The organism is Noviherbaspirillum agri (genome assembly GCF_054780595.1).
In genome coordinates this window covers 210,602-231,961 of sequence record NZ_BAAGWA010000006.1, presented here as the reverse complement: position 1 = coordinate 231,961, position 21,360 = coordinate 210,602, and the positions used below count along the sequence as shown (strand labels likewise).

19 protein-coding genes are annotated in these 21,360 nt (G+C 59.4%); 15 read left to right on the top strand and 4 right to left on the bottom strand.

All coding sequences use genetic code 11. The features are described from left to right. Positions 1 to 459: 459 nt before the first annotated feature. The 14 genes from ACYVIA_RS13130 (at position 460) to ACYVIA_RS13065 (ending at position 16,126) form a co-directional block, all read left to right on the top strand. Positions 460 to 1,821 (top strand): undecaprenyl-phosphate glucose phosphotransferase, encoded by a 1,362-nt coding sequence (locus ACYVIA_RS13130; protein WP_460841448.1) that lies wholly within the window; start codon positions 460 to 462, stop codon positions 1,819 to 1,821. 80 nt (positions 1,822 to 1,901) lie between these two features. Then, positions 1,902 to 2,366 carry a VanZ family protein gene (locus tag ACYVIA_RS13125; RefSeq protein ID WP_460841447.1) on the top strand — a complete coding sequence of 155 codons (465 nt, stop codon included), beginning with the start codon at positions 1,902 to 1,904 and terminating at the stop codon, positions 2,364 to 2,366. Between the two features lie 29 nt (positions 2,367 to 2,395). Then, complete coding sequence (gene galU, locus ACYVIA_RS13120) at positions 2,396 to 3,340, top strand: UTP--glucose-1-phosphate uridylyltransferase GalU (RefSeq protein WP_460841445.1); 945 nt, start codon at positions 2,396 to 2,398, stop codon at positions 3,338 to 3,340. A gap of 148 nt (positions 3,341 to 3,488) precedes the next feature. After that, positions 3,489 to 4,454 carry a GDP-L-fucose synthase gene (gene fcl / locus ACYVIA_RS13115; protein WP_460841444.1) on the top strand — a complete coding sequence of 322 codons (966 nt, stop codon included), beginning with the start codon at positions 3,489 to 3,491 and terminating at the stop codon, positions 4,452 to 4,454. Positions 4,455 to 4,843: 389 nt separating this feature from the next. Next, positions 4,844 to 6,265 (top strand): O-antigen ligase family protein, encoded by a 1,422-nt coding sequence (locus ACYVIA_RS13110; protein WP_460841442.1) that lies wholly within the window; start codon positions 4,844 to 4,846, stop codon positions 6,263 to 6,265. Then, a complete protein-coding gene (locus ACYVIA_RS13105; protein ID WP_460841440.1) occupies positions 6,252 to 7,745 on the top strand; it encodes an oligosaccharide flippase family protein in 1,494 nt (497 codons plus the stop codon). The genes ACYVIA_RS13110 and ACYVIA_RS13105 overlap by 14 nt, the downstream gene beginning before the upstream one ends. Before the next feature lie 8 nt (positions 7,746 to 7,753). After that, the gene (locus ACYVIA_RS13100) at positions 7,754 to 8,980 is read left to right on the top strand and encodes a glycosyltransferase family 4 protein (RefSeq protein WP_460841438.1); all 1,227 of its coding nucleotides are present in this window, start codon (positions 7,754 to 7,756) and stop codon (positions 8,978 to 8,980) included. A gap of 41 nt (positions 8,981 to 9,021) precedes the next feature. Beyond that, positions 9,022 to 9,795 (top strand): glycosyltransferase family 2 protein, encoded by a 774-nt coding sequence (locus ACYVIA_RS13095; RefSeq protein ID WP_460841436.1) that lies wholly within the window; start codon positions 9,022 to 9,024, stop codon positions 9,793 to 9,795. Further along, positions 9,792 to 10,697, top strand: coding sequence for a glycosyltransferase family 2 protein (locus tag ACYVIA_RS13090; RefSeq protein ID WP_460841434.1), 906 nt, complete (start codon positions 9,792 to 9,794; stop codon positions 10,695 to 10,697). Before ACYVIA_RS13095 ends, ACYVIA_RS13090 begins: the two co-directional genes overlap by 4 nt. A 493-nt stretch (positions 10,698 to 11,190) precedes the next feature. After that, the gene (locus ACYVIA_RS13085; RefSeq protein WP_460841432.1) at positions 11,191 to 12,327 is read left to right on the top strand and encodes a glycosyltransferase family 4 protein; all 1,137 of its coding nucleotides are present in this window, start codon (positions 11,191 to 11,193) and stop codon (positions 12,325 to 12,327) included. Positions 12,328 to 12,425: 98 nt separating this feature from the next. Next, positions 12,426 to 13,595 carry a glycosyltransferase gene (locus ACYVIA_RS13080; protein ID WP_460841430.1) on the top strand — a complete coding sequence of 390 codons (1,170 nt, stop codon included), beginning with the start codon at positions 12,426 to 12,428 and terminating at the stop codon, positions 13,593 to 13,595. Continuing rightward, positions 13,555 to 14,352, top strand: a complete 798-nt coding sequence (locus tag ACYVIA_RS13075; RefSeq protein ID WP_460841428.1) for a WecB/TagA/CpsF family glycosyltransferase — start codon at positions 13,555 to 13,557, stop codon at positions 14,350 to 14,352. The genes ACYVIA_RS13080 and ACYVIA_RS13075 overlap by 41 nt, the downstream gene beginning before the upstream one ends. 242 nt (positions 14,353 to 14,594) lie before the next feature. Further along, positions 14,595 to 15,542, top strand: coding sequence for a DUF535 family protein (locus tag ACYVIA_RS13070; RefSeq protein ID WP_460841426.1), 948 nt, complete (start codon positions 14,595 to 14,597; stop codon positions 15,540 to 15,542). 101 nt (positions 15,543 to 15,643) lie between these two features. Beyond that, complete coding sequence (locus tag ACYVIA_RS13065) at positions 15,644 to 16,126, top strand: thioredoxin family protein (protein WP_460841424.1); 483 nt, start codon at positions 15,644 to 15,646, stop codon at positions 16,124 to 16,126. A 22-nt stretch (positions 16,127 to 16,148) separates the two neighbouring features. Here the strand turns inward: ACYVIA_RS13065 and ACYVIA_RS13060 are convergent, their stop codons facing one another. From ACYVIA_RS13060 to ACYVIA_RS13045, 4 genes are all read right to left on the bottom strand, one after another. Continuing rightward, positions 16,149 to 16,913, bottom strand: a complete 765-nt coding sequence (locus ACYVIA_RS13060) for a polysaccharide deacetylase family protein (protein WP_460841423.1) — start codon at positions 16,911 to 16,913, stop codon at positions 16,149 to 16,151. Between the two features lie 219 nt (positions 16,914 to 17,132). Beyond that, positions 17,133 to 18,257: a glycosyltransferase family 4 protein gene (locus ACYVIA_RS13055; protein WP_460841421.1), complete on the bottom strand. Its 1,125-nt coding sequence runs from the start codon at positions 18,255 to 18,257 to the stop codon at positions 17,133 to 17,135. 332 nt (positions 18,258 to 18,589) lie between these two features. Further along, a complete protein-coding gene (locus tag ACYVIA_RS13050; RefSeq protein ID WP_460841419.1) occupies positions 18,590 to 19,591 on the bottom strand; it encodes a glycoside hydrolase family 16 protein in 1,002 nt (333 codons plus the stop codon). A 422-nt stretch (positions 19,592 to 20,013) separates the two neighbouring features. Beyond that, the gene (locus ACYVIA_RS13045) at positions 20,014 to 20,625 is read right to left on the bottom strand and encodes a glycoside hydrolase family 16 protein (protein ID WP_460841418.1); all 612 of its coding nucleotides are present in this window, start codon (positions 20,623 to 20,625) and stop codon (positions 20,014 to 20,016) included. Positions 20,626 to 20,987: 362 nt separating this feature from the next. Here ACYVIA_RS13045 and ACYVIA_RS13040 point away from each other — a divergent pair, with 362 nt between their 5' ends. Beyond that, entirely contained in the window at positions 20,988 to 21,287 is a 300-nt protein-coding gene (locus ACYVIA_RS13040) for a hypothetical protein (RefSeq protein WP_460841416.1), read from the top strand. The last annotated feature ends 73 nt before the right edge of the window (positions 21,288 to 21,360 follow it).

Below are 21,360 nucleotides of genomic sequence, written 5' to 3'. Positions count from 1 at the left end.
TGTCTCGGCGGAATTTGTTGCCTGTTGCTAATCAAATCAGCACGCGGCGCATTTTCAGAACACCCGGAATGGTGGCTTCCTTTTCTGCAGAGAAGCATCCAGCGGGAAATTTTTGGGCGCTGCGCATCGGCTTTTGATACTTCACAACGGTCAATTTGAGTCCCAGCAACCCGGTATTTGAGGCTTCGCAAGCAAAACCGACTTAACAAATTCTGTCCGTTTTTAGTGATTACCATTGTCTTAAAGGTAATAACACTTCGGCTTTTGCAGTGAAGGCAAACAAGCCGTGAAACCGGCCAATGGAGCTGCGGCATTGTGCGCGCTGAAGCGACTGCCGCACCGGCAGGTTTCAGCATACCGCAGTGACCGGTCTCTGGTTTGAGATTGTTGCAACCGCTAACGCTAGAACCGCCCATGCGAGATTTAATAATCACAAATTCTTCCCGGTTGGAATTATCGATGCGCCTGATGGACGTGCTGGCCCTGGAAGCGGCCGGCACCCTGGCGGCCCTGATTCACTTTCATGTTCCATTAAGTGAAACTTCACCGATCCATACGGTGCTGCTGCACTTTTGCAGCGCCCTTGCCTTCCTGCTGTTTCCGCAACTCGAGTTGTACGGATCATGGCGAGGACGCTCGAAGCCGGACATGTTTCTCCGCCTCGGCGCGTCCTGGGGATTGGTATTGCTGATCGGACTGTTCTTCAGCTTCCTGGTCCATCATGTCGGCAACGTTTCCCGCTTGTGGATGTTCTACTGGTTCGCGAGCGGATTAACCTTCCTCGTCCTCTACCGGGGCGCCGTGTTTTTCGTGCTGCATTACTTGCGCATGAAAGGCCTCAACAACAAGCGTGTCGTGATTGTCGGCTACGGCAGCACCGGACAGGAGATGCATCGCCGGGCACTGCAGCAGGACTGGACGGGCTATGACGTGAAGGCCGTCCATGCTGACGCGGCGGACATGGAGAAGATCAGCGATCCGTCCATTGTCCGCATCAATTCCCTGCAGGAGATCCACGACTTTGTGGTAGAGCGCCATATCCATGAAGTCTGGGTAACCCTGCCACTGATGGCGTCCCCCATGCTGCAGCAGTTGCAGTACATCTTGCGGAACACTTTCGTGGACATCCGCTGGGTGCCGGACATCCTCGGCTTGCAAATGCTGAGCAACAAGATGGGGAATTTCCTCGGCTTTCCGATCGTGGATCTGAACCAGCCGATTTCCAGCGGCCTGAACGGTATCGCGAAGGACATCTTCGACCGGATATTCGCCATCGTCGCATTGGTGTTACTGCTTCCGCTGTTCATCGTGATCGCCATGTGCATCAAGGCGACCTCACCCGGCCCGGTGTTTTTCAAGCAGCCTCGGCTTGGCCTGAACGGAAAAAAATTCAACGTGTACAAGTTCCGCACGATGAAAGTGCACGAGGAACACGGCAAGGTCACGCAGGCGACGAAGGACGATCCGCGCATCACACCGATTGGGGGGTTCCTGCGCCGGACCAGCCTGGATGAACTGCCGCAGTTTATCAATGTACTGTTTGGCGACATGTCCGTGGTAGGACCGCGCCCGCATGCGCTGCAACACAACGAGATGTACAAGGACCTTCTCGAGATGTACATGCTGCGGCACCGGGTCAAGCCGGGCATTACCGGTTGGGCACAAATCCACGGCTATCGCGGCGAAACCGACACCGTGGACAAGATGGCGGCGCGGGTACGGTTTGACCTGCACTACATCCAGAACTGGTCACTGTGGATGGATATCCGCATTATCCTGTGGACGGCTTTCAAGGGATGGACGGGCAAGAACGCGTATTGAACAGCCTCTCGTCCGAGCGGAGCCGTGACATCGCATCAAATGGCGCCGCCTGCAAACTGATACAAAAAACAAAAGCCGACATGCATCTCCTGTTTTCACGTCTTCACACAAGCGTTACCGCAGTCGTCACGCCTGCGCGCTGCCTGATGGCGGCGATACTCCTGTATGTGCTGATGATCCTTATCGGCAGCGTGCCGGGAGAGGCGGAGGCCCTCTCCGCAGTGGTATACGACAAGTTCCTGCACTTCGCCGCGTATGCGGTCCTGAGCGGACTGCTGTATGTCGGACTGCGCGGCTCCCCTGGCTCGCGCGCGCTGCAGACGCTTGTCGTCACCGGCCTGCTGGGCGGGCTGGACGAAGCAATCCAGAGCTTCATGCCGTACCGGCATGCCAACTGGGCGGATTGGCAGGTCGACATGCTGGCGGCCCTGTCCTGTGTCGCGATGCTGATCCTTTTACACCCCTTGTATTTGCAGCTGGCTGCTCGCCTCGCCGGTCAAGGAAGCAGTGCCCGGGAAGCAAGCGCGCCGAATGCCAGCGAATAATCCCTTTGCGACTTTTCAGAGAAACACGGATGCCTAAAAAGATAACGAAAGCAGTATTCCCCGTAGCCGGATTGGGAACGCGTTTCCTTCCTGCCACCAAGGCAAGCCCCAAGGAAATGCTGTCCATCGTCGACAAGCCGCTGATCCAGTATGCGGTCGAAGAAGCCATTGCTGCCGGCATCACGGACATGATCTTCGTAACCGGGCGCAACAAGCGCGCGATCGAGGACCACTTCGACAAGGCATATGAACTGGAAGCGGAGCTGGAAGCACGCAACAAGCAGACATTGCTGGACGCCATTCGCAGCATCAAGCCTGACCATGTGGAATGCTTTTATGTTCGCCAGGCACAGGCGCTGGGTCTCGGTCATGCGGTTCTTTGTGCCGAACGGCTGGTCAATGGCGAACCGTTCGCAGTCATGCTCGCGGATGATCTGCTCGACGGGCAGCCTCCCGTACTGCGCCAGATGACAGAGCTGTATGAAAAGCATGGATGCAGCATTGTCGGCGTCGAAACCATTGCGCGTGAACGCAGCCGCTCCTACGGCGTGATTGACGGCACCCCGTTCGACGAACGGCTGCTCAAGCTCCATGGCATTGTCGAGAAGCCGGCACCGGAGAATGCGCCCTCCAAATTCGGCGTGGTAGGGCGCTATATCCTGACGCCGTCGATCTTCACGCACCTGCGCCAGCTGCGACCCGGCGCGGGCGGTGAGCTGCAGCTTACCGATGGCATTGCAGCACTGCTCGCCCAGGAAAAAGTGCTCGCCCACCGGTTTGAAGGCGTGCGGTATGACTGCGGCAGCAAACTCGGCTACTTGCAGGCCACTGTGCAGCTTGCATTGCGGCACCCGGAAGTCAAAGAACAATTTGCTGCATTCCTGTGCGGATTGCCTGAAGTACGGCGTTCGGTCTTGTTACCAGGCGACACGGTAAAAGATGGCGTTCTGGAAGAGCTGTCCGTAGAGGCGTAATACCAAACTCAACCAAACCAAACCGGACCAGACCACAAGAGGCCTGGCCCGGCTTCACCCGGAGACGGCAGGCAGCACCCACCGCCGATGGCTCGCACCGATCCAGCCACGGCAGGGCTCCTGCTTTTGATTCAAAGAGAGGATGGAAATGAATACCAGCCCCCAAAAACGCATCTATGTTGCCGGCCATCGCGGCCTCGTCGGATCCGCCATCATGCGCGCACTACGCAAGCGCGGCGAAGAGAACATCGTCACCCGTACGCATGCGGAACTCGACCTCACGGACCAGGCGCAGGTGCGCGATTTCTTTGCTTCCGAAAAGATCGACGAAGTGTATCTGGCGGCAGCACAGGTCGGCGGCATCCATGCCAACAATACCTATCCTGCGACCTTCATCTACAACAATCTGATGATCCAGTCGAACGTCATCCAGGAAGCATGGCGGCACGGCGTCGGAAAGCTGCTTTTCCTCGGCTCATCCTGCATCTATCCACGCATGGCACAGCAACCCATCCGCGAAGAATACCTGCTGACCGGACCGCTGGAAGCGACGAATGAGGCCTATGCCATCGCGAAGATTGCCGGCATCAAGATGTGTGAAAGCTTCAATCGCCAGTACGGGACGGACTATCGCAGCGTCATGCCGACGAACCTGTACGGCCCCGGAGATAACTACCATCCGGAAAACAGCCATGTCATCCCGGCGCTGATACGCCGCTTCCATGAAGCAAAGTTAAAACGTGCCGACAAGGTCGTGATCTGGGGCACCGGCACTCCGCGCCGCGAATTCCTGTTTGTCGACGACATGGCTTCCGCCTGCCTGCATGTCATGGATCTTGATCGGTCCGAATATGCAACGCATACGACACCCGCGTTGTCCCATATCAATGTCGGCACGGGGGAGGACGTCACAATAAACGAGCTTGCCGGAATCATCAGGAAAGCCGTCGGCTACGAGGGTGACATTGCCTACGACACGAGCAAGCCGGATGGCACGCCGCGCAAACTGCTCGATGTGTCGAAGTTGTCGGCGCTCGGGTGGCGGCCGGCGACACAACTGGCCGAGGGTATCCGGTGCACGTATGAGGATTTCGTAAAAACGTACAAGGAATAAGTGAACAACGGCGAGCGGGGCGAATGCCTGTGTTTGCTGTTGCTTGCGGCGCATGCGTTCCTGCACAAACAGGTGTGCATGTGCGCCGCAATGCCGGAGATGCCAGATCTGTCCACGCGACGAGTGCGCCGTCAGAACAGGCAGCAACGTCAGCACAGTCAACACGCTCAGCACACGCGGGGACGGCGACAGACAGTGACTGACAGGCGTCCGGCTTCGACTCCATGCTTTGCTGTTGCTACGGATATCCCTTCGCGTGAAACCGCTCCCCGGCCACATTATGGGAAGAGGCCAATTGCATATCAGGCCCCCGGTCGGCGGGACCTGCGCAGCAGAGTGAAGATGCACAGGGTGACGCCGAAAATCAGTGTTACGAATCGAGTATAGCCATGACACCATCCCTGACATCTGCCGAGGTCTATACCAATCTCGTTGTTTCCCTGTTCGTGATTCCGATCATCTTCGGCATCTTTATCAAGGCGCCCAAGCTGATCGTGCTCGGCTTCATCGGCGTGCTGTTCATGTTCTCCGACTCCACATGGGGCGAGCTCACGACACAAAGCAACATCTACTCGCGCGGCGCCGGCATGTTCTATTTTTCCCTGCTTAACCTGATCCTGATTACATCAGGGGTGGCCGCCCTGCTGAAGCGGCTGGCCAATCCGCAGGGACCACAGCTTGCGCCGCCGATCACCAAGTACTTTCTCGCGTTCGCCTTCCTCGTGTTCGCGCATGTCGTCATCGGACTGATGGAAGGCATCGAACTCAATGTCATCCTCGGCTACAGCGGCGTCATCAATGTGCTGAACATGCTGGTGTTCATGTACCTGATGATCATGGCATTCGACAGCGGGAAGGACTCCTGGAACCTGCTGATGACCATCCTTGTGCTGGCGGCGATCCGTGCCGTATTCGGCGCGGTACGCTTCTTCCTGTTCGATGGCGATACCGCCAATCCGTACCGAAACTTCGAAGGACTGGACATCAAGATCTTCTTCTTCGACATCAGCGACAACTTCGTTGCCAGCCTGGCTGCCTTCTGCGCCGCCTGGCTGCTGACCAGCCCCGGCGTCAAACTATCGGCACTCAAGCGAATCTTGCTGATGGGCATACTGGTACTGGAAGTCGCGGCGGTTGCGCTTTCCTTCCGCCGTTCGTCGCTGATCGGGCTGGCGCTGATGTTTGCTTTCCTGTTCCTTAACATCCCTGGCCGGCGCAAGTTCCTGTTCGCCCTGCTCGCCGGCGCGCTCTTGTCGGCTGTTGCGGTCGTGTTCTTTGAACACCGTTTGCAGTTCAACACCAGTGGCGGCATCCTCGAATCGATCATTTACGACATTTCGCCCGCGCGTGGCGGTATCAAGAACAGCCGCTTTTACGAGCTGTATGCGGCGGCGCAGAGCATGGACGGCAACTGGCTGTTCGGGCGCGGCACCTGGGGCACGTTCACCGGCGACCGGGAACTGCTTTCCTACCATGGCGACGACTTCAGCTTCGTGCACAGCGGGTTCGGCCATATCGTGCTCAAGACCGGCATTGTCGGCCTGGTGCTGTTCAGCTGCATCCTCGCCGCCTATGTGTCGTTCTATTTCAAGCACCGCAAATACCTGGCCGGCGATCCGCGGCTGATCGCCGACGCCGGATTCGCGGGATTTCTGTTCTGGGTCCCGACACTGCTCATCGGCACGCCGATCATCGAATTCCGCACCATGCTGCTGCTCGGCTTCACGATGGCGATGCCGTTTATCGCAGTCGGGCTCCATCACTACCAGGTCCGCCAGTACGTGGCGAGCGCCCAGTATGCTGCTGCGTAATTCGCTCTGGAACCTCAGCGGCTCTGCCGTGCCGATGGTGGTCGCACTGGCCACCATCCCGCTGTTGATCGGCGCGCTCGGGGTCGAGGGTTTCGGCATCGTAACCATGGTCGGCTCGGTCATCGGCTACTTCGGCGTACTCGACATCAACCTCAGTGCGGGCTCGATCAAGTACCTGGCAGAGCATCACGCTGCCAATGACCGAGCACGTTTCGCCGAGACCTTCTGGTTCGGTACGCTCTTCTACGGCATCCTCGGCCTCGTCGGTGCCATTGCCATTTTTTTCGGCGCGGAACTGCTGATCGAGCGCTTCTTTGAAGTGTCGGAAGCCATGCGTGAGCCAACCATTCTTGCCTTCCAGGTGGCGGCGCTCGGATTCGCCCTGTCGCAGGCACAGAGTTACCTGCTCGTCGTGCCTCAAGCCTTGCAACGGTATGACCGTTCCGCCCAGAGCGAGGCGATCTTCGGCACGCTCGTCAATCTCGCGTCAGTCGCCGCCGCACTGGCAGGAACAGGCGTCGTCGGCGTGATCGTTGCCCGTGTCGCAGTGGCTGTCACCAATTTGCTGTACCTCGTGTGGCTGATCCGCGGCTTCAAGCTGGGGCTCGCCCCATGCTGGCCGCGCCCCGACGTGCGCAAGTCGCTCACCTCGTTCAGTGCCTACGCCTATCTCAGCAAAATCGCGTCCACGCTGCACCAGCATGCGGACAAGCTGATTGTCGGCGCCATTGCGGGGCCGGTCGCACTGGCCTTTTATACCGTTCCGGTCACGCTCGCCGGACGCGTGCTCGGGCTCACCTATCGCCTGTCGAGCGTGATTTACCCACGGGCATCCGCACTCGCCGGGGCTGGCCGGATCAATGAACTGCGGCCGGTGTATCTCGGCGTCATGCGTTATGTCACCTATATCAACCTTGCCGCACTCGGCATCATGGTGCTTGCCGGCGACGAGTTCCTGCGCCGCTGGGTCGGCGAGGAATTCGTGCAGCAGGGCTTCCCGGTGCTGATCCTGATGACGCTGGCCTTGCTTGCCGATTCGCTGACCAACATCCCTTCCATGGTCAACGACGCGCTCGGCCACCCCCGCATCACAGGACGCTTTGCCCTTGCCAACGGCATTTGCGGGGTGCTGATGGTGTATCTCGGCACGACCTACTTCGGCATCATCGGCGCTGCCGGCGGCCATCTGCTGTCGTCGCTGACGCTGGGCATGATCTTCCTGCTGTATGTGCATGGGCGTACCGTTCCGGTCACGTTTGGCGAATCGATGCGCACCGGGTTCGGCCGCAGCCTCGTCGTGGGTCTTCTCATCATCGGCGTGCTTGCCCCGCTGAAGATGCTGATGCCGGGCGGATTGTTCGCCACGGCTGCCATCGTGTCAGCTGCGCTGGTCGCACTGTCGCTGGCCGGCCTGTATTTCATTGTCGGCGGTGACGAGCGCGCCGCCATGCTGGCGTTTGCCCGGCGACTTCGCTCCTGAGGTAACAGATGCGCATCCTGATCGTCAGCGAAGACATTCCTTATCCGAGCATGGGCGGGCTCGCCAAGCACGCCCTCACCCTGGCGCGTGCGCTGGTGCGCGCGGGTCATGAAGTGGATCTGCTGGGCGGGAACCAGCATCCGATTTCGGTATGTGGCGAGGAAGGACGCTTCGGCGGTCGCTTCTTCGGGGAGTTGAGCGGGCAACACGCCGGCTGGAAGGAAATCCGGCTGGGCGTCTTCATGCCGCCCAAGCGCCCCGCTATTGCGCGCCACTTCGCGAAGATCATCCTGCGCCATGCGCCCAACTATGACGTGATTCACTATCACGGGCATGTGCCGAACGTGGCACGTTATCTCCCCGCCCACATCAACTTCGTGCAGACACGGCACGACCAGGGCAGCGATTGCTTCCGTCATACTCGCTTTCGCGACGGCAAGGTCTGCGAGTCGATCGATCCGGAAGAGTGCGCCCGCTGTATCCATCCCCATCCCAATGCGCTGCGGCGGGCCGTGTCGAAAAGCGCGGTGATCCGCTTCCGCAAGGAGGTTGCCGAGAGCTTCAGTACGCACAAAACCGTGTTCGTGTCCGACATGCTGTTGCGCAATGTCGCACGCTCCTTCGGCCCCGGCCCCTGGGGCACGACGGTGCACAACTTCGTCGACCGCACCGAACTGGAGCGGATCCGCGAGGCAGCGAAATCGTTGCCCAAGTCCCCGGACTTCAACGTGTTCATCGCGGCAAAGCTCTATCCGGCAAAAGGCGTGAAGCAGTTCCTGCAGGCGCTGGCGCCGCGGATTCCACCCCATATGCGTGTGACGGTGGCTGGCGACGGCGCAGATGAAGCGCAGCTACGCGCGGAATTCGAGAACGGGCAAATCCAGTTCCTCGGCTGGTGTTCACCGGAGCAGACCCTGACGCTTGCCGCGACGTCCACCGCCGTTGTCGTCCCTTCCGTGTGGGAAGAGCCGTGTGCCACGACAGTGCTGGAAGGACTCTTCCTCGGCAAGCCGACCTTTGCCCTGCATCGCGGCGGCACGCCGGAGCTGGCGGTCTACGCCGCAGCGCCCGACCAGCTGCGGCTGCACCACGACATGCAATCGCTGGTGGAGGACCTCGTTTCCTTTGACCCGAACACCACGTATGGAACCGCACCGGAAGGTCTGGGAAGCGCCGACCGGGCGGCACAGCAACTGCTGCAGATTTACCAGCTGCCGCCGTCGCCTTCCCGGTAAGAGAGAGAAGCAACAGAAAGCAGCAACAGAAAGGTTTGCATATGGCACTCACCGTATCCGTGATTACCTGTACCTGGAACAGCGCCGCCTATCTGAGCGAGTCGATCGCATCCGTCCTGGCGCAGGATCATCCGCATATCGAATACATCTTTGTCGACGGCGGCTCGGAAGATGGCACGCTCGACCAGATCCGTGCACTGCGCCGTCCCTATCGTCTGCTTGAGAACGTGCGCGGCGGCGTCAGCCGGGCCATGAACGAGGGACTGCGCGCAGCAACAGGCGACGTCATCGCCTACCTGCATTCGGACGACTATTACCTGCACCCCGATGTGCTGTCTCTGGTGGCCAACCTGCTGGAAACGAGCGGGCGCGGATGGCTGTTCGGCCGCACGATGGACTTGAAGGAAGGCAAGTTGCATGCGGACAGGTACGTCGCACCCCGCTTCAGCTACGACAAGCTGTTGCGCGGCAATTTCATCCCGCATCCCGCGACGTTCGTGCGGCGTGAACTGATGCTGCGCGCAGGCGGCTTCAACACGAGTCTCAAGTACGCGATGGATTACGACCTGTGGCTCAAGCTGGCCCGCATGTCCGAGCCCCTGCAACTGGACGAGCAGCTGACCGCGTTCCGCGAGCATGAAGGAAGCCTGTCGACCTCGTCGCGGACACGGCTGGCCGCCATGGCGGAGGATTTTCGCGTACGCATGTCCTACGCCGGCAACAACCCGCTCCAGATCATGGCGCATTACGCGCGGTACTTTGTCCGCCGCCGCCGCATTATCAACTCCCAGATGCACATCAAGAGGCCTGCATGAGAAAACCGGATGTATCCCTCATCCTTGCGACTGTCGGACGGACCGACGAGTTGGGCCGGCTGTTCGATTCCCTTGCAGCACAGACATTCAGCAACTTCGAAGTCATCGTGGTCGACCAGAACAGTGACGACCGCCTGCAACCACACGTCGAGCGTGCAAAATACCTTGGCATCGCCATCCGGCACATCAAGCACCATCCGCCGAACCTTGCCGCCGCGCGCAATGCGGGGATCGACATGGCTCGTGGCAAATGGGTCGGTTTTCCCGATGATGATTGCTGGTACGATCCGCGCCTTCTGGAAACGCTGGCGGCCCGGTTTGCCTGTCCGGACAAACCCACCGGCGTGATCGTGCGCTGGGTAGAACAGGATGAACAACCGCTGTCACCTGCTGCATTGTCCTGGAAGCGGTCCCGCGCCTTCCGCGACATTGCGGTGAGTTCGATCACACTGTTCTGCCAGCGCGCCTTGTTCAAGGAGATCGGCGGTTTCGACAGCCGGCTGGGCGTCGGCCAGTGGTTCGGTGCAGGAGAGGAAACCGACATCGCGCTGCGTGCGCTGCGCGCCGGCGCCCACCTGACTTACGAACCGCGCGGCGAGGTGCATCATGCCGTCGGCTCAGGCACGCCCGACACCAGCGCCCAGGCGCGCAAGGCGGCGCGGCACCGCGCCCGCGGTACGGGCGCGCTGTACGCAAAGCACAAGCTGCCGGCATGGGTCATTGCCCGCGGCATCCTCGCTCCCCTGCTGCGCCCGGTGCTCAAAGGCGCGCTTGGCGGGCAGCTCGCTCTCGGGTACGCCACCGCGCGCGGCCGCATCGACGGCATGCTCGCATGGCGGCGCAAACACATCGATGAGCACCCCCACCGTCCGGCAGGGCGCATCAAGGAAGCCAGCCAATAAGCACCTCGCTTCAGCAGAGTGCGCGCTGCATGGATCCTCATGGAGCCGCACCGACCTGCGCCGGCATGCACGGATCTGTACAGGTTTTGTTACAAATCCTTGCCGACAAAGGCCGCTTCGTTTGATCTAGCGCGGAATGCCGGGATGTATTGCACGCACAATTTCTACAACACGAGTGCTGCCAACCAGGTGCAGGTCATCGTCAGTGAAAGTGGTCAGCGAGCATGACCGGCGCCTCCTACCAGCCTGCGTCTTATCAAGCCGACAGGATGTTAGGGCTGTGCTGAACAAGTCCCGCGATGGCACACGCCTGAATTCGGGATGGATTTGCAACGCTGCGGACCGCCCGAAGTCGGGATGCGTGTCGCGCGTGTACTTGTTCAGCGTAGCCTTAAATGCCTTTGAAAAAAGGTGAAGAAAAACAAGACAAGTCGCGCAGGCTATCCATGACGAAAGCCATGCGGACAAACTCGTGACAAACCGGAGCAGAACAATGCCAAGAATCGCCTTAATCACCAACCACCCGCCGCCGTTTCGCATTCCCATCTACGACAGGCTCGCCGGAATGCGCGACGTGGAGTTGCAGGTCATTTTCTGCAGCGAGCGGGAGCCAAACCGGCAGTGGGAATTACCGCCGCTGCGTTTCAACCATGTTTTCCTGAAGGAGCGCTTCGTTTCCCGCGGCTCCAACTTCATCCACAACAATCCCGATGTGATTCCGGCGCTCAAGCAGTTTGCGCCGGACGTCATCGTCACGACCGGATTCAACCCGACCTATCTGTACGCGTTCGCCTATGCGGCATTCAATGGCATTGCGCATGTGCCGATGACGGACGGCACCGACGCATCGGAGCAGTCGTTCTCCTTGTGGCACAAGCTGATCCGGCGCCTGGTGTACTCCCGCTCGCGTGCCTTCCTCGCCGCCAGCCGCGGCGGCCAGCGCCTGTACGAAAGCTATGGCATTCCGACCGAACGCTGCTTCCTCTCGTGCCTGTGCATCGACAACAAGGCGTACCGGCGTGCCGCCAGTGTCGAAGAAAAAACCTACGACCTGATCTTCTGCGGTCGCATCGTGCCGGCAAAGAATCCCCTGTTTGCTCTTGAGGTCGCCCGGCGTACAGCCGAGCTGCTCGGCAGGAAAGTCCGCTTGCTCTATGTCGGCAATGGAGAACAGGAATCCTTCGTCCAGTCGCAGGCTGCTGCGCATTCCGACTTGGTGGACGTTAGCTTCCATGGCCACGCATCCCAGGAAGAACTGCCGGCGCTGTACGGCTCGGCGCGCATTTTCCTTTTCCCCACCATGGGCGACGTGTGGGGCGTGGTGGCCAACGAAGCGTGCGCGGCGGGGCTGCCTGTGCTCGTGTCGCCCCATGCGGGCGTGGCGGGAGAACTGGTCGTCGACGGCGAGAACGGTTTTGTCCGCCCGCTCGACGTGGAGCAATGGGCGAATGGCGCCGTGCGTCTGCTGGAAAGCGACAACCTTTACCAGCGTTACGCGCGCAAGAGCCGCGCACTTGCGTCACGTTTCACCTTCGAAAGCGCTGCGGCGGGGATCATGGAGGCATGCCGCCATGCAGTCGGAACGCGGCACATCGCGGCACTGAAAGAAGCAAGCGGCAAGGCCGGATAGCGACAGGCGGGCGGATGGACGGACGTGCAGGCGCTTACCGTAGCAGTCAATAGCGGTCAAGCAAGGCGCGTCCTCGGCAGATTGGGCTCAGACGGGACATGAAAATACTCATTGCACATAACGCATATCAGCAGCGCGGCGGTGAAGACGCGGTGGTCGACGCCGAGGCAGCGCTGCTGCAGCGGTATGGACATGACGTAGAGATGTACCGGCTGCACAATGATGCGCTCAACGACATGCCCAAGGCGAGCGCTGCAGTGACCGCAATCTGGTCGCAGCGCTCCACCAGGGATGTGGAAACGCTGTGCGAGCGGTTCCGCCCCGACATCATCCATGTGCACAATACTTTCCCGCTGATTTCCCCGTCGCTCTACTGGGCAGCAGGAAGGCATGGCGTGCCGGTGGTGCAGACGCTGCACAATTTCCGCCTGCTCTGTCCGCAGGCGATCTTTCTGCGCGATGGCAAGATTTGCGAAGACTGTGTCGGAAAAGTACCGTGGCGCGCTGTGACGCGAAAATGCTATCGCTCGTCTGCTGCACAATCCGCGGTCATTGCCGGCATGCTCACCACGCATCGTGCCCTTGGCACCTACCGCGACCGGGTCACGCGCTATATCGCCCTCAACCGCTTTGCGCGCGACAAGTACGTGGCGGGCGGCCTGCCTGCGGAACGCTTCCGCATCAAGCCGAACTTTGTCGCCTCTTCCGCACAACCAGCCTGGCACGATCGCCGTGGCGGACTCTATGTTGGCCGGCTGTCCTCGGAAAAAGGACTCCATGTACTTGCAGAGGCGGCACAGCAGTCAACGCAGGTCCGTGTCGAGGTCATCGGCAACGGTCCGATGGACGAGCTGGCGCGCCGCGCATTCGGCGCAGGATGGCTCGGTTATCTCTCGCTGGAAGAAATCATGGAACGCATGGGCCGCGCGCAGTTCCTGGTCCTGCCGAGCATCTGCTACGAGAACTCGCCACGCACGATCGTCGAGGCCTTTGCCTGCGGCTTGCCGGTCATTGCGAGCCGTCTCGGTGCGCTCGCCGACATCGTGGAGGACGGCGTCACCGGCCTGCTTTTCAACCCCGGCGACAGCGCCGATCTCGCGGCGAAGATGACATGGGCAACTGCCCACCCGGAGGAAATGGTCCGGATGGGCCGGGCTGCGCGGTCCCGTTACGAAGCGCAGTACACGCCAGAGCGCAATTATGAAATCTTGATGGATATTTATGACGATGCAATCTCTACTGTGCACCGAGGAATCCGCGCCGCGTAACGGGCACGCCGTCCTCGAAGCCTTCATTGACGCCGTGTCCTGGGATGAGGCGATCGATCAGATCACCCGTTGGGGTGCAGCGCGCGAATCGCGTTATGTCACCATCTGCAATGTGCACTCGGTGGTGACGACCACGCGCGACGTGGAGTTCAAGATCGCCGTCAACAATGCCGACATGGCGACACCCGATGGCGCGCCGATTGCCTGGGCGCTGCGCCGACTCGGCTATCCGTCGCAGGAGCGCATCAACGGGCCGGACCTGATGATGAAGTATCTTGCCGAGGCCGAGCGCAATGACCAGGTGGTGTTCTTTTACGGCAGCACCGAAGCCACGCTTGCAAGGCTCCGCGTTGCGCTCGCCAAGCAGTTTCCCTTGCTGCGCATCGGCGGCACCTATTCCCCGCCCTTCCGCCCGCTAACGCGGGAGGAGGATGAAAAGGTCATTGACATGATCAATGACTCCCAGGCCAACGTCGTCTTCGTGGGACTGGGCTGCCCGAAGCAGGAGAAATGGATGTACGACCATCGCGGCCGGATTCATGCCGTCATGATCGGCGTCGGTGCCGCTTTCGATTACCACGCCGGCGTGGTCAAGCGCGCGCCGCTCTGGTGGCAGCACAACGGGCTGGAGTGGCTGTTTCGCCTCGGCTCGGAGCCGCGCCGCCTCTTCATGCGCTACATGGTGACCAACACCTTGTTTGCCGTCGGCTTCGTGCGCCAGTTCGTCCTTGCGAAGCTGCCTGTCGGCGACATCTGACGCACCATTCCATCCGCTTCTGCCAGCCGGGGGTTCTCCTCCGGCTTTCATGCCTGCACCTCACGGCAGGGATTCGCTCATGCAGTCATCAGCGAAGCAGTGAGGCAGTGAGGCAGTGAGGCAGTGAGGCAATATGTTTCAAATTGCTTCAGTCGGCTTTCAAGCTTATGGAAGATCAATCTTGTAACTACCGGGAATGAAATCATTGGAGCCAGACAACACCCACTCTCTGCCAAAGACTGATGGTAACGACAAGACGCCCCTCCGCTGACCCGACGCTGCTGCACACCGGCTTGAAACGCTATCTGACCTTGCTGTCCGGCGCACTGCTCCATCCTGTGCGCACTTGCCGCATGCTGTATTTCATCAATACGCAGCCGGCGCTATGCGACATGCCCGGCGTGCGCGCCAACCTGCTGGCAAAGATCCATGCACCGTATCTCTCGTCTGCGCTGGACGCCAATGCACGTATTGAACTACTCCAGCGCCATTACGACATTGCGCAGAAAGCGGGCTTCGGCAAGCTGATGCAGCAGGCGGCAATACACCGGCTGATACTGTGTGCATTCACCGGAAAATCCGGAATGCGCTATCGCATGGAGCTGTCGACCGCCGGCGACCATCATCGTGCGGGCGAATGGGTGCTGCGCCTGGTATGCAAGGACACTTGCGTGTATACGGTGACCTTCCTGTTTGCAGGCGAGCGCAATGACAAACACATCCTCATCGGCAACCTGACCGGCATGTTGAAGCTCGGCCAGCATGCCGTGCACCGGATGGGCATCATCCAGGCGACATGGGACCTTTATGGTTGGCAGCCACGGCAGATGATGGTGTCGCTGGTGCAGGAGATCGGTGCCTTTCTCGGCTGCAGAAAGGTCGTATTGATCGGCAACCGGAACAAGCTCCCTGCAACAGATGCACGTTACTGTCGCCGGACCGCAGACTATGACCGCTTCTGGAAGCAGCTGAATGCAACCGTACGCCCGGACGGCAACTTCGAACTCCCATGCCCCTCCCTCACGCCCGATTCCCTGACAAAGTCCTCCCTGCCGGCCTGGACCAAGCGCAGGGCGATGATCGATTCGATACATCACACCTTGCGCATGCGGCTTGCGGACGAACGCGCGTGGCCTGCCACTGTGGTCCAGTTGCCGCAATTTGACGAGCTCGAAAGGAAAAGTGCGTGAGCGCGCCTTCCGGGATGCACCCAATGCCAGTCACTGCGCGCTATCTGGCCTGGCTTTGCGCTCTCCTGCTTTGCATTGCCGTCCCTTTGACGGCATCCGCGGTGCCACGTCCCTACGACGAACAGGCCAACGCACGCATCGACCTGCAGGACGCCATGCGCAGCGCGCGCCGCAGCGGCAAGAACATGCTGGTCGTATATGGCGCCAACTGGTGTGCCGACTGCCTGCGTCTCGACAGCCGGATCCATGACTCCAATGGCCTGCTCGGTGATAGCCGCTATGTCATCGTGAAAGTGGATGTTGGCCGCTTCGACAAGAACATCGACCTGGCGGCACTGCATGGCAACCCGATCGGCAAAGGCATTCCCGGCGCCGCAGTCATCTCTCCCGATGGCCGGACGCTGTACTCCGGCCCGCTGATCAACCTGCTCGAACCCTACCAGTCCGCGAAGCGGTTGTTGCGCTATACCGGCGGCACGCTCGGCATCCTGCTCGCGGCAGCCATCGTCCTCGTCCTGCTCCGTCGCGCAAGGCTGGCAGGAAGAGAAGCAAAACTGGCGTCTCGTCCGGAGATGCAGCCTTAATGCATGCTCAGTGGTCGGATCCTTAGAGCGGCTGCGCGATCCTGGTCGGCGGCGTGAGGAAAGCCTGCTCGGCGAGCTGCGCGTTGCTCAGCCTGTTCTGCACCGGAACCCGGGCTGCAACATGGCGAAAAAAGGCGTCGATGTCATGCCATGCGTTCAGCTGGTCGAACTGCTTGGAATGTCCCCAAAGATGAAAGGCACCACCATGGCGACAAGCGTGATCGAAAAGCGCATAGAGACGCATGATCCAGTTGTCATGCTGGAGCGCAATCCGCAGCCCGCTCAGCCGCCGGTGCCAGTTGCCCGAGCCGGCAAAGTTACGCATATACACGACGCGGTCATGCGGATAGAACTGGATCGTGGTCGGGATTTCATACGGACGGCGGCCAGTGTCGAAGCACAGGTTCATCGTCGTCCGGGCGTAGGTGAAACGGCAGGCGCGGACAAGCTCGACGTCGCGCCGGCGGTATCGCCCGCCGGGGTAGCAAAAACCATTGACCGGCGCGCCAAGCAGGTCTTCCAGCCATGCCTTGCCATCGTTGATCTGATGGTAGGCCTGCCAGATATCGACATTCTTCAGGTAGCGATGGTCCAGGGTGTGCGACCCGATTTCGAAGTTCTTCCCCAGTTCGCGGATCTGCGGATCGGGAAGCACTGCATCGCCCTCGCAGTTGCGAACCGGGATGTAGAAGGTGCCGCTCAAGCCATGTTTATGCAGCAGCTCCGCCGTCTTCATGTCTGATGGGTGGCCATCATCGATAGAACAGGTAAATACTGCACCCATCATTGACTCCAGTTGTATTCCATACGTCTCCTGTTGTGCCGGGGGGGCACTCGCACCGGCCCACATCCGTCTTGCCGATGGAAGCCGCCATGCCAGCGCAGCCATTCCTCTTTTGGAATACGGACAGAACAAAGAGAAAAAGGTTGCGGCACGTGTCGATTATATGAAGCGGTATTGCGGCACACAGGTGCAATCGTGCCCGCCGTCAAACGATGCTCTCCCTCAAACCGGCCTGCTGACCTTGCCTGGCACCCTTTCGGACAGCGCGAACCGGCAGGCGTCCACCAGCCCGCTGGCCGCGTTGTCGAAGGAGTACTCCCTGACCAGTGAAAGACTGCGCCGGGAAAAGCGATCCCATTCCCCGGAGTCTGTCAGTAGTGCCGCCGCACGCTCTGCCCACTGACCGGCGTCGAGTTCGCAGACAAATCCGTTCTCGCCGTCGAGCACCAGCTCCCCTGCGACGCCGGCGTATGGCGAAACGATCACGGGCAGCCCTGCTGCGCAGGCTTCATTCGCCACCACGCCCCAGACATCGGCATGCGTCGGGAACAGAAACACGCGCGCAGAGCGATACAGGCCGGGAAGCTCCTGCTGCTTGGCGAAGCCGTGGAAATGCGCATCCACCAAGTCGCGCATGCGTAGCGCCGCGGACCTGACGCGCTCATCCTCGCTTCCCGCCCCGGCAAAGAGGATGCGCACCTGCCGCCCCAGCATTCTGGCCGTCTCCCGTGCGACATTCAGCGCAAACAGCGGCCCCTTCTCGGGAACCATCCGGCCGCAGAAGATGAAATCGAATTTTTCCTGCGCCGGCTCGGGCGCGCGCAGGTAAGCGTCGTTGTCGATGCACAGGTAGGACTTGAAGCAGCGCTCCGGCGCGATGCCGTAGCTTTCATACAGCCGCGTCCCGCCTTCGCTCGCGGATAGAAACGCAGCAGATCGCGCATACACGAAACGGCGCACGATCCGATGAATGCGACTCAGCGCCTGCTCCGACTGGTAGGTGCCGTCCGTCAATGGAACATGAGGCACGCCCTTCATGAACGCATATGCAAATGCGTAGAGTTGCGTCGGGTTGAAACCGTCGTTGACGATCACCTCCGGTGCAAACTGCTTCAGCGCCGGTATCACATCCGGATTGTTGTGAATATAGCGCCCGTTGACTGTCGTGATCCGCTCCTTCAGGAAGCGGTGGTCAAAATCCAGTGGCGGCAGGTCCCATTGCCTGTTCGGTTCTCGCCTTGCACAAAATATGACTTGCAGCGTGATGTCCGGCATCTTTCCAACTCGTTGGAACACCGGGATGCGGTAAGGCGGTGGCTCATTGGTAATAATCGCGAGTCTTGTCATGCACTCATCTTAGTGCGTGCGCATGTGTGGCGACTGAGCTAAATCATAAGACCCAGCATGACGGGGTGCATTAGTTTCCACGTCGCGCCATTCCTGAACGAAAAGCAAATGCCCTGCATTACCTACGGAACGGCGGGAACTTTCATCTCGATGACAACAGACGAAAAAAAGGCCAGCTCGAAAGCCGGCCTTGTCGCAGTCTGTGCGCTCAACAGCAACGAAAGCGCATCAGTATTCGTGATCCTTGGTTATCAATCGCTTGGACCACTCTCATCACGTCCTGCATAGTGCGACATCACACGCTGCCGCTGATGTCCTGGTGAGGCGATGTATTACTTGAATTTCCATGCACGGATGTAGTTGATCTCGAACGAGTTCGACTTGCCTTGCGGGGTCGAATTGTCCGGCGTGCCACTGGCGCTGCCGTACCACAGGTCCAGCATCAGGTACATCGGATCGCCCATCGACACGTTCAGCACCAGCACTTCCTTGCCATCGAAGTAGTAGGTCTGCTTGTTCGGCTCCCACTTCACCGCATATTTATGGAAGCCTGCGGACAGGTCCATGCCGGTGTCGTACTGGCGCGATCCCACCAGCTGCCCTTCATAGTCGCCCTTCCACACGGTCGGTGCATACGCTTGCGGATGCGCGACGCCGTTCACATCGAAGCCCCACGGTGCGGCACCGCCGGCGTACGCTTCCATCACGTCCATCTCGGGACGGCGCTCGTTGATGTGGTTGAACAGCCAGAATGCGGGCCAGGTGCCTTTACCGACCGGGAGCTTCGCTTCGATCTCGAAGTAGCCGTAGGTCTGGTAGTACTTGCCGTCGGTATCGATGGTGCGGTTGAAGAACTTGCCCGATGCATCACGCTGCGGCCAGATCTTCAGCTTGCCGTCTTCGACCGTGTAGTTCTTGGTCGGATTCGAGCTCTCATACCAGATATGGTCATTCCATACACTGGTGTTGTAGCTGTTGAATTCATCCGAGAACGTCAGCGTGTACGCATTCGCATCCTGGCCAAACGGGTTGAGCGCTGTTGGTGCAGGTGCCGGCGCGGGGGCCGGAGCAGGAGCTGGTGCAGGAGCGGGAGCGGGAGCGGGAGCTGGCGCCGGGGACGGCGAGGTATTGGATACCGGCATGCTGACGCTGGCGTTGCTCGACGTGGAATCGGACGGGCTTTGCACCTGCGTGGTGGAGGTGCCTGCGGCCTGAACGGCATCAGTGCTATCGGTAGAGCCACCGCCACCACCGCCACAAGCGGCGAGCAAAACGGCAGCACATGCGGCAGACAAGGCGGAAGTTGAAATTCGGTTGAAAGCAAAAGTAGCCAAGGTAATCCCTTTCTGAACAATGATGCTGCAGTATTCTCGCGAGCAATTGTTTCTTCAGAGCACCTCACTACAGATTGGTTCCAAGAAATATGGACTGGCGTCAATTATTTTTTCAGTGCAACACGCAACTGAAGATGAAAAAACAACGGCCTTGCTGGAATGCCTATGCAACCAGGAAACACCGCATGACTAAGGCGTACGCGTGACTAAAATGAGCAACCAGAAATCGCGCGAGCGCGTGCGTAGCAATTGTCTGAATGAATCAGTGAATGAAATAAGGAAGGCAGCGACGCCACGCGAAGGAAGGCACAAATGACGAAACAGAAAAGACAAAAAGAAAAGGCCAGCTTTTCAGCTGGCCTTTCCTGGCACTTCTCGCATCGGCGAAACAGCTCGCTTCACCTCATGTGTACAAATTTGAATTACTTGAACTTCCAGGCCCGCACGTAGTTGACCTCGAAGGAGTTCGACTTGCCTTGCGGGGTCGAGTCGTCCGGCTGGCCAGAGGCACTGCCGTACCAGAGGTCGAGCATCAGGTACATCGGGTCACCCATCGAGACGTTCACCACGAGCACTTCCTTGCCGTCGAAGTAGTAGGTCTGCTTGTTCGGTTCCCACTTCACTGCGTACTTGTGGAAGCCTGCAGAGAGATCGGTACCGGTGTCATATTGACGCGTGCCGACGAGCTGACCTTCCCGGTCGCCCTTCCACACGGTCGGTGCGTAGGCCTGCGGATGTGCAACGCCGTTCACGTCGAAGCCCCAAGGTGCTGCACCGCCTGCGTACGCTTCCATCACGTCCATCTCCGGACGACGCTCGTTGATGTGGTTGAACAGCCAGAATGCAGGCCAGGTGCCTTTACCAACCGGCAGCTTGGCTTCGATTTCGAAGTAGCCGTAAGTCTGGTAGTACTTGCCGTCGGTGTCGAGCGTACGGTTAAAGAAGTTGCCGTTTGCATCGCGTTGCGGCCAGATCTTCAGCTTGCCGTCTTCGACCGTATAGTTCTTGGTCGGGTTGGACGTCTCATACCACATTGCGTCATTCCAAAGGTCTCTGTTGAGAGAGTTGAACTCTTCAGAGAAGGTCAGCGCATATGCATTGGCATCCTGGCCGAACGGGACCTTGTCGGATGCAGAAGCTTGAGCCTCAGGAATGGAACCGGAGTTCGAAGTGGATGCAGTTTGTACTTGCGAAGTCGATGCGCCGGATTCGGTTGCCGCAGGATCAGCAGCGGAACCTCCGCCACCACCGCCGCCACAGGCGATCAGAACAGTCGTAGAAGCGCAACACAGAGCAGAAATCGCGAAACGGTGAAAAGATAATTTAAACAAAGCAGTTCCTCTTTCGTGAAATTGATGGTAGCCAAGTATTCTCAGCGGCAACGGATGTTCAGAGCTTGCCGGTCGGAAAATGGTTCCGGGAAATTTCACGAAAAAAAGATTTTTTCTGGGAAAAATATGCGATGAAGAAAGCAGGATCGCAACAAATCGCGCATTTCATTAGCGCCTTTGCCACAAAGGCCGAAATGCGCTTGGCCGCGCTTTGCAGCTTTTCTATTTCTTTCTCCATGCAGGCTCGGGACTCATTCGTCGCCTTTCCCTTGCAGGTTTCACATGCGTTGCATGCATGCGGCTATCTCGAACATCGCGATGAGGCCAAAATGCCAACTGCGGATGGCATTTCGGCATTGAAATAAAAAGGGCCGGCATTTCTGCCAGCCCCTTCCTGTTTGCGTTCTGCTTACCTCTCTCCCGGCGTGGCCGGAAGGA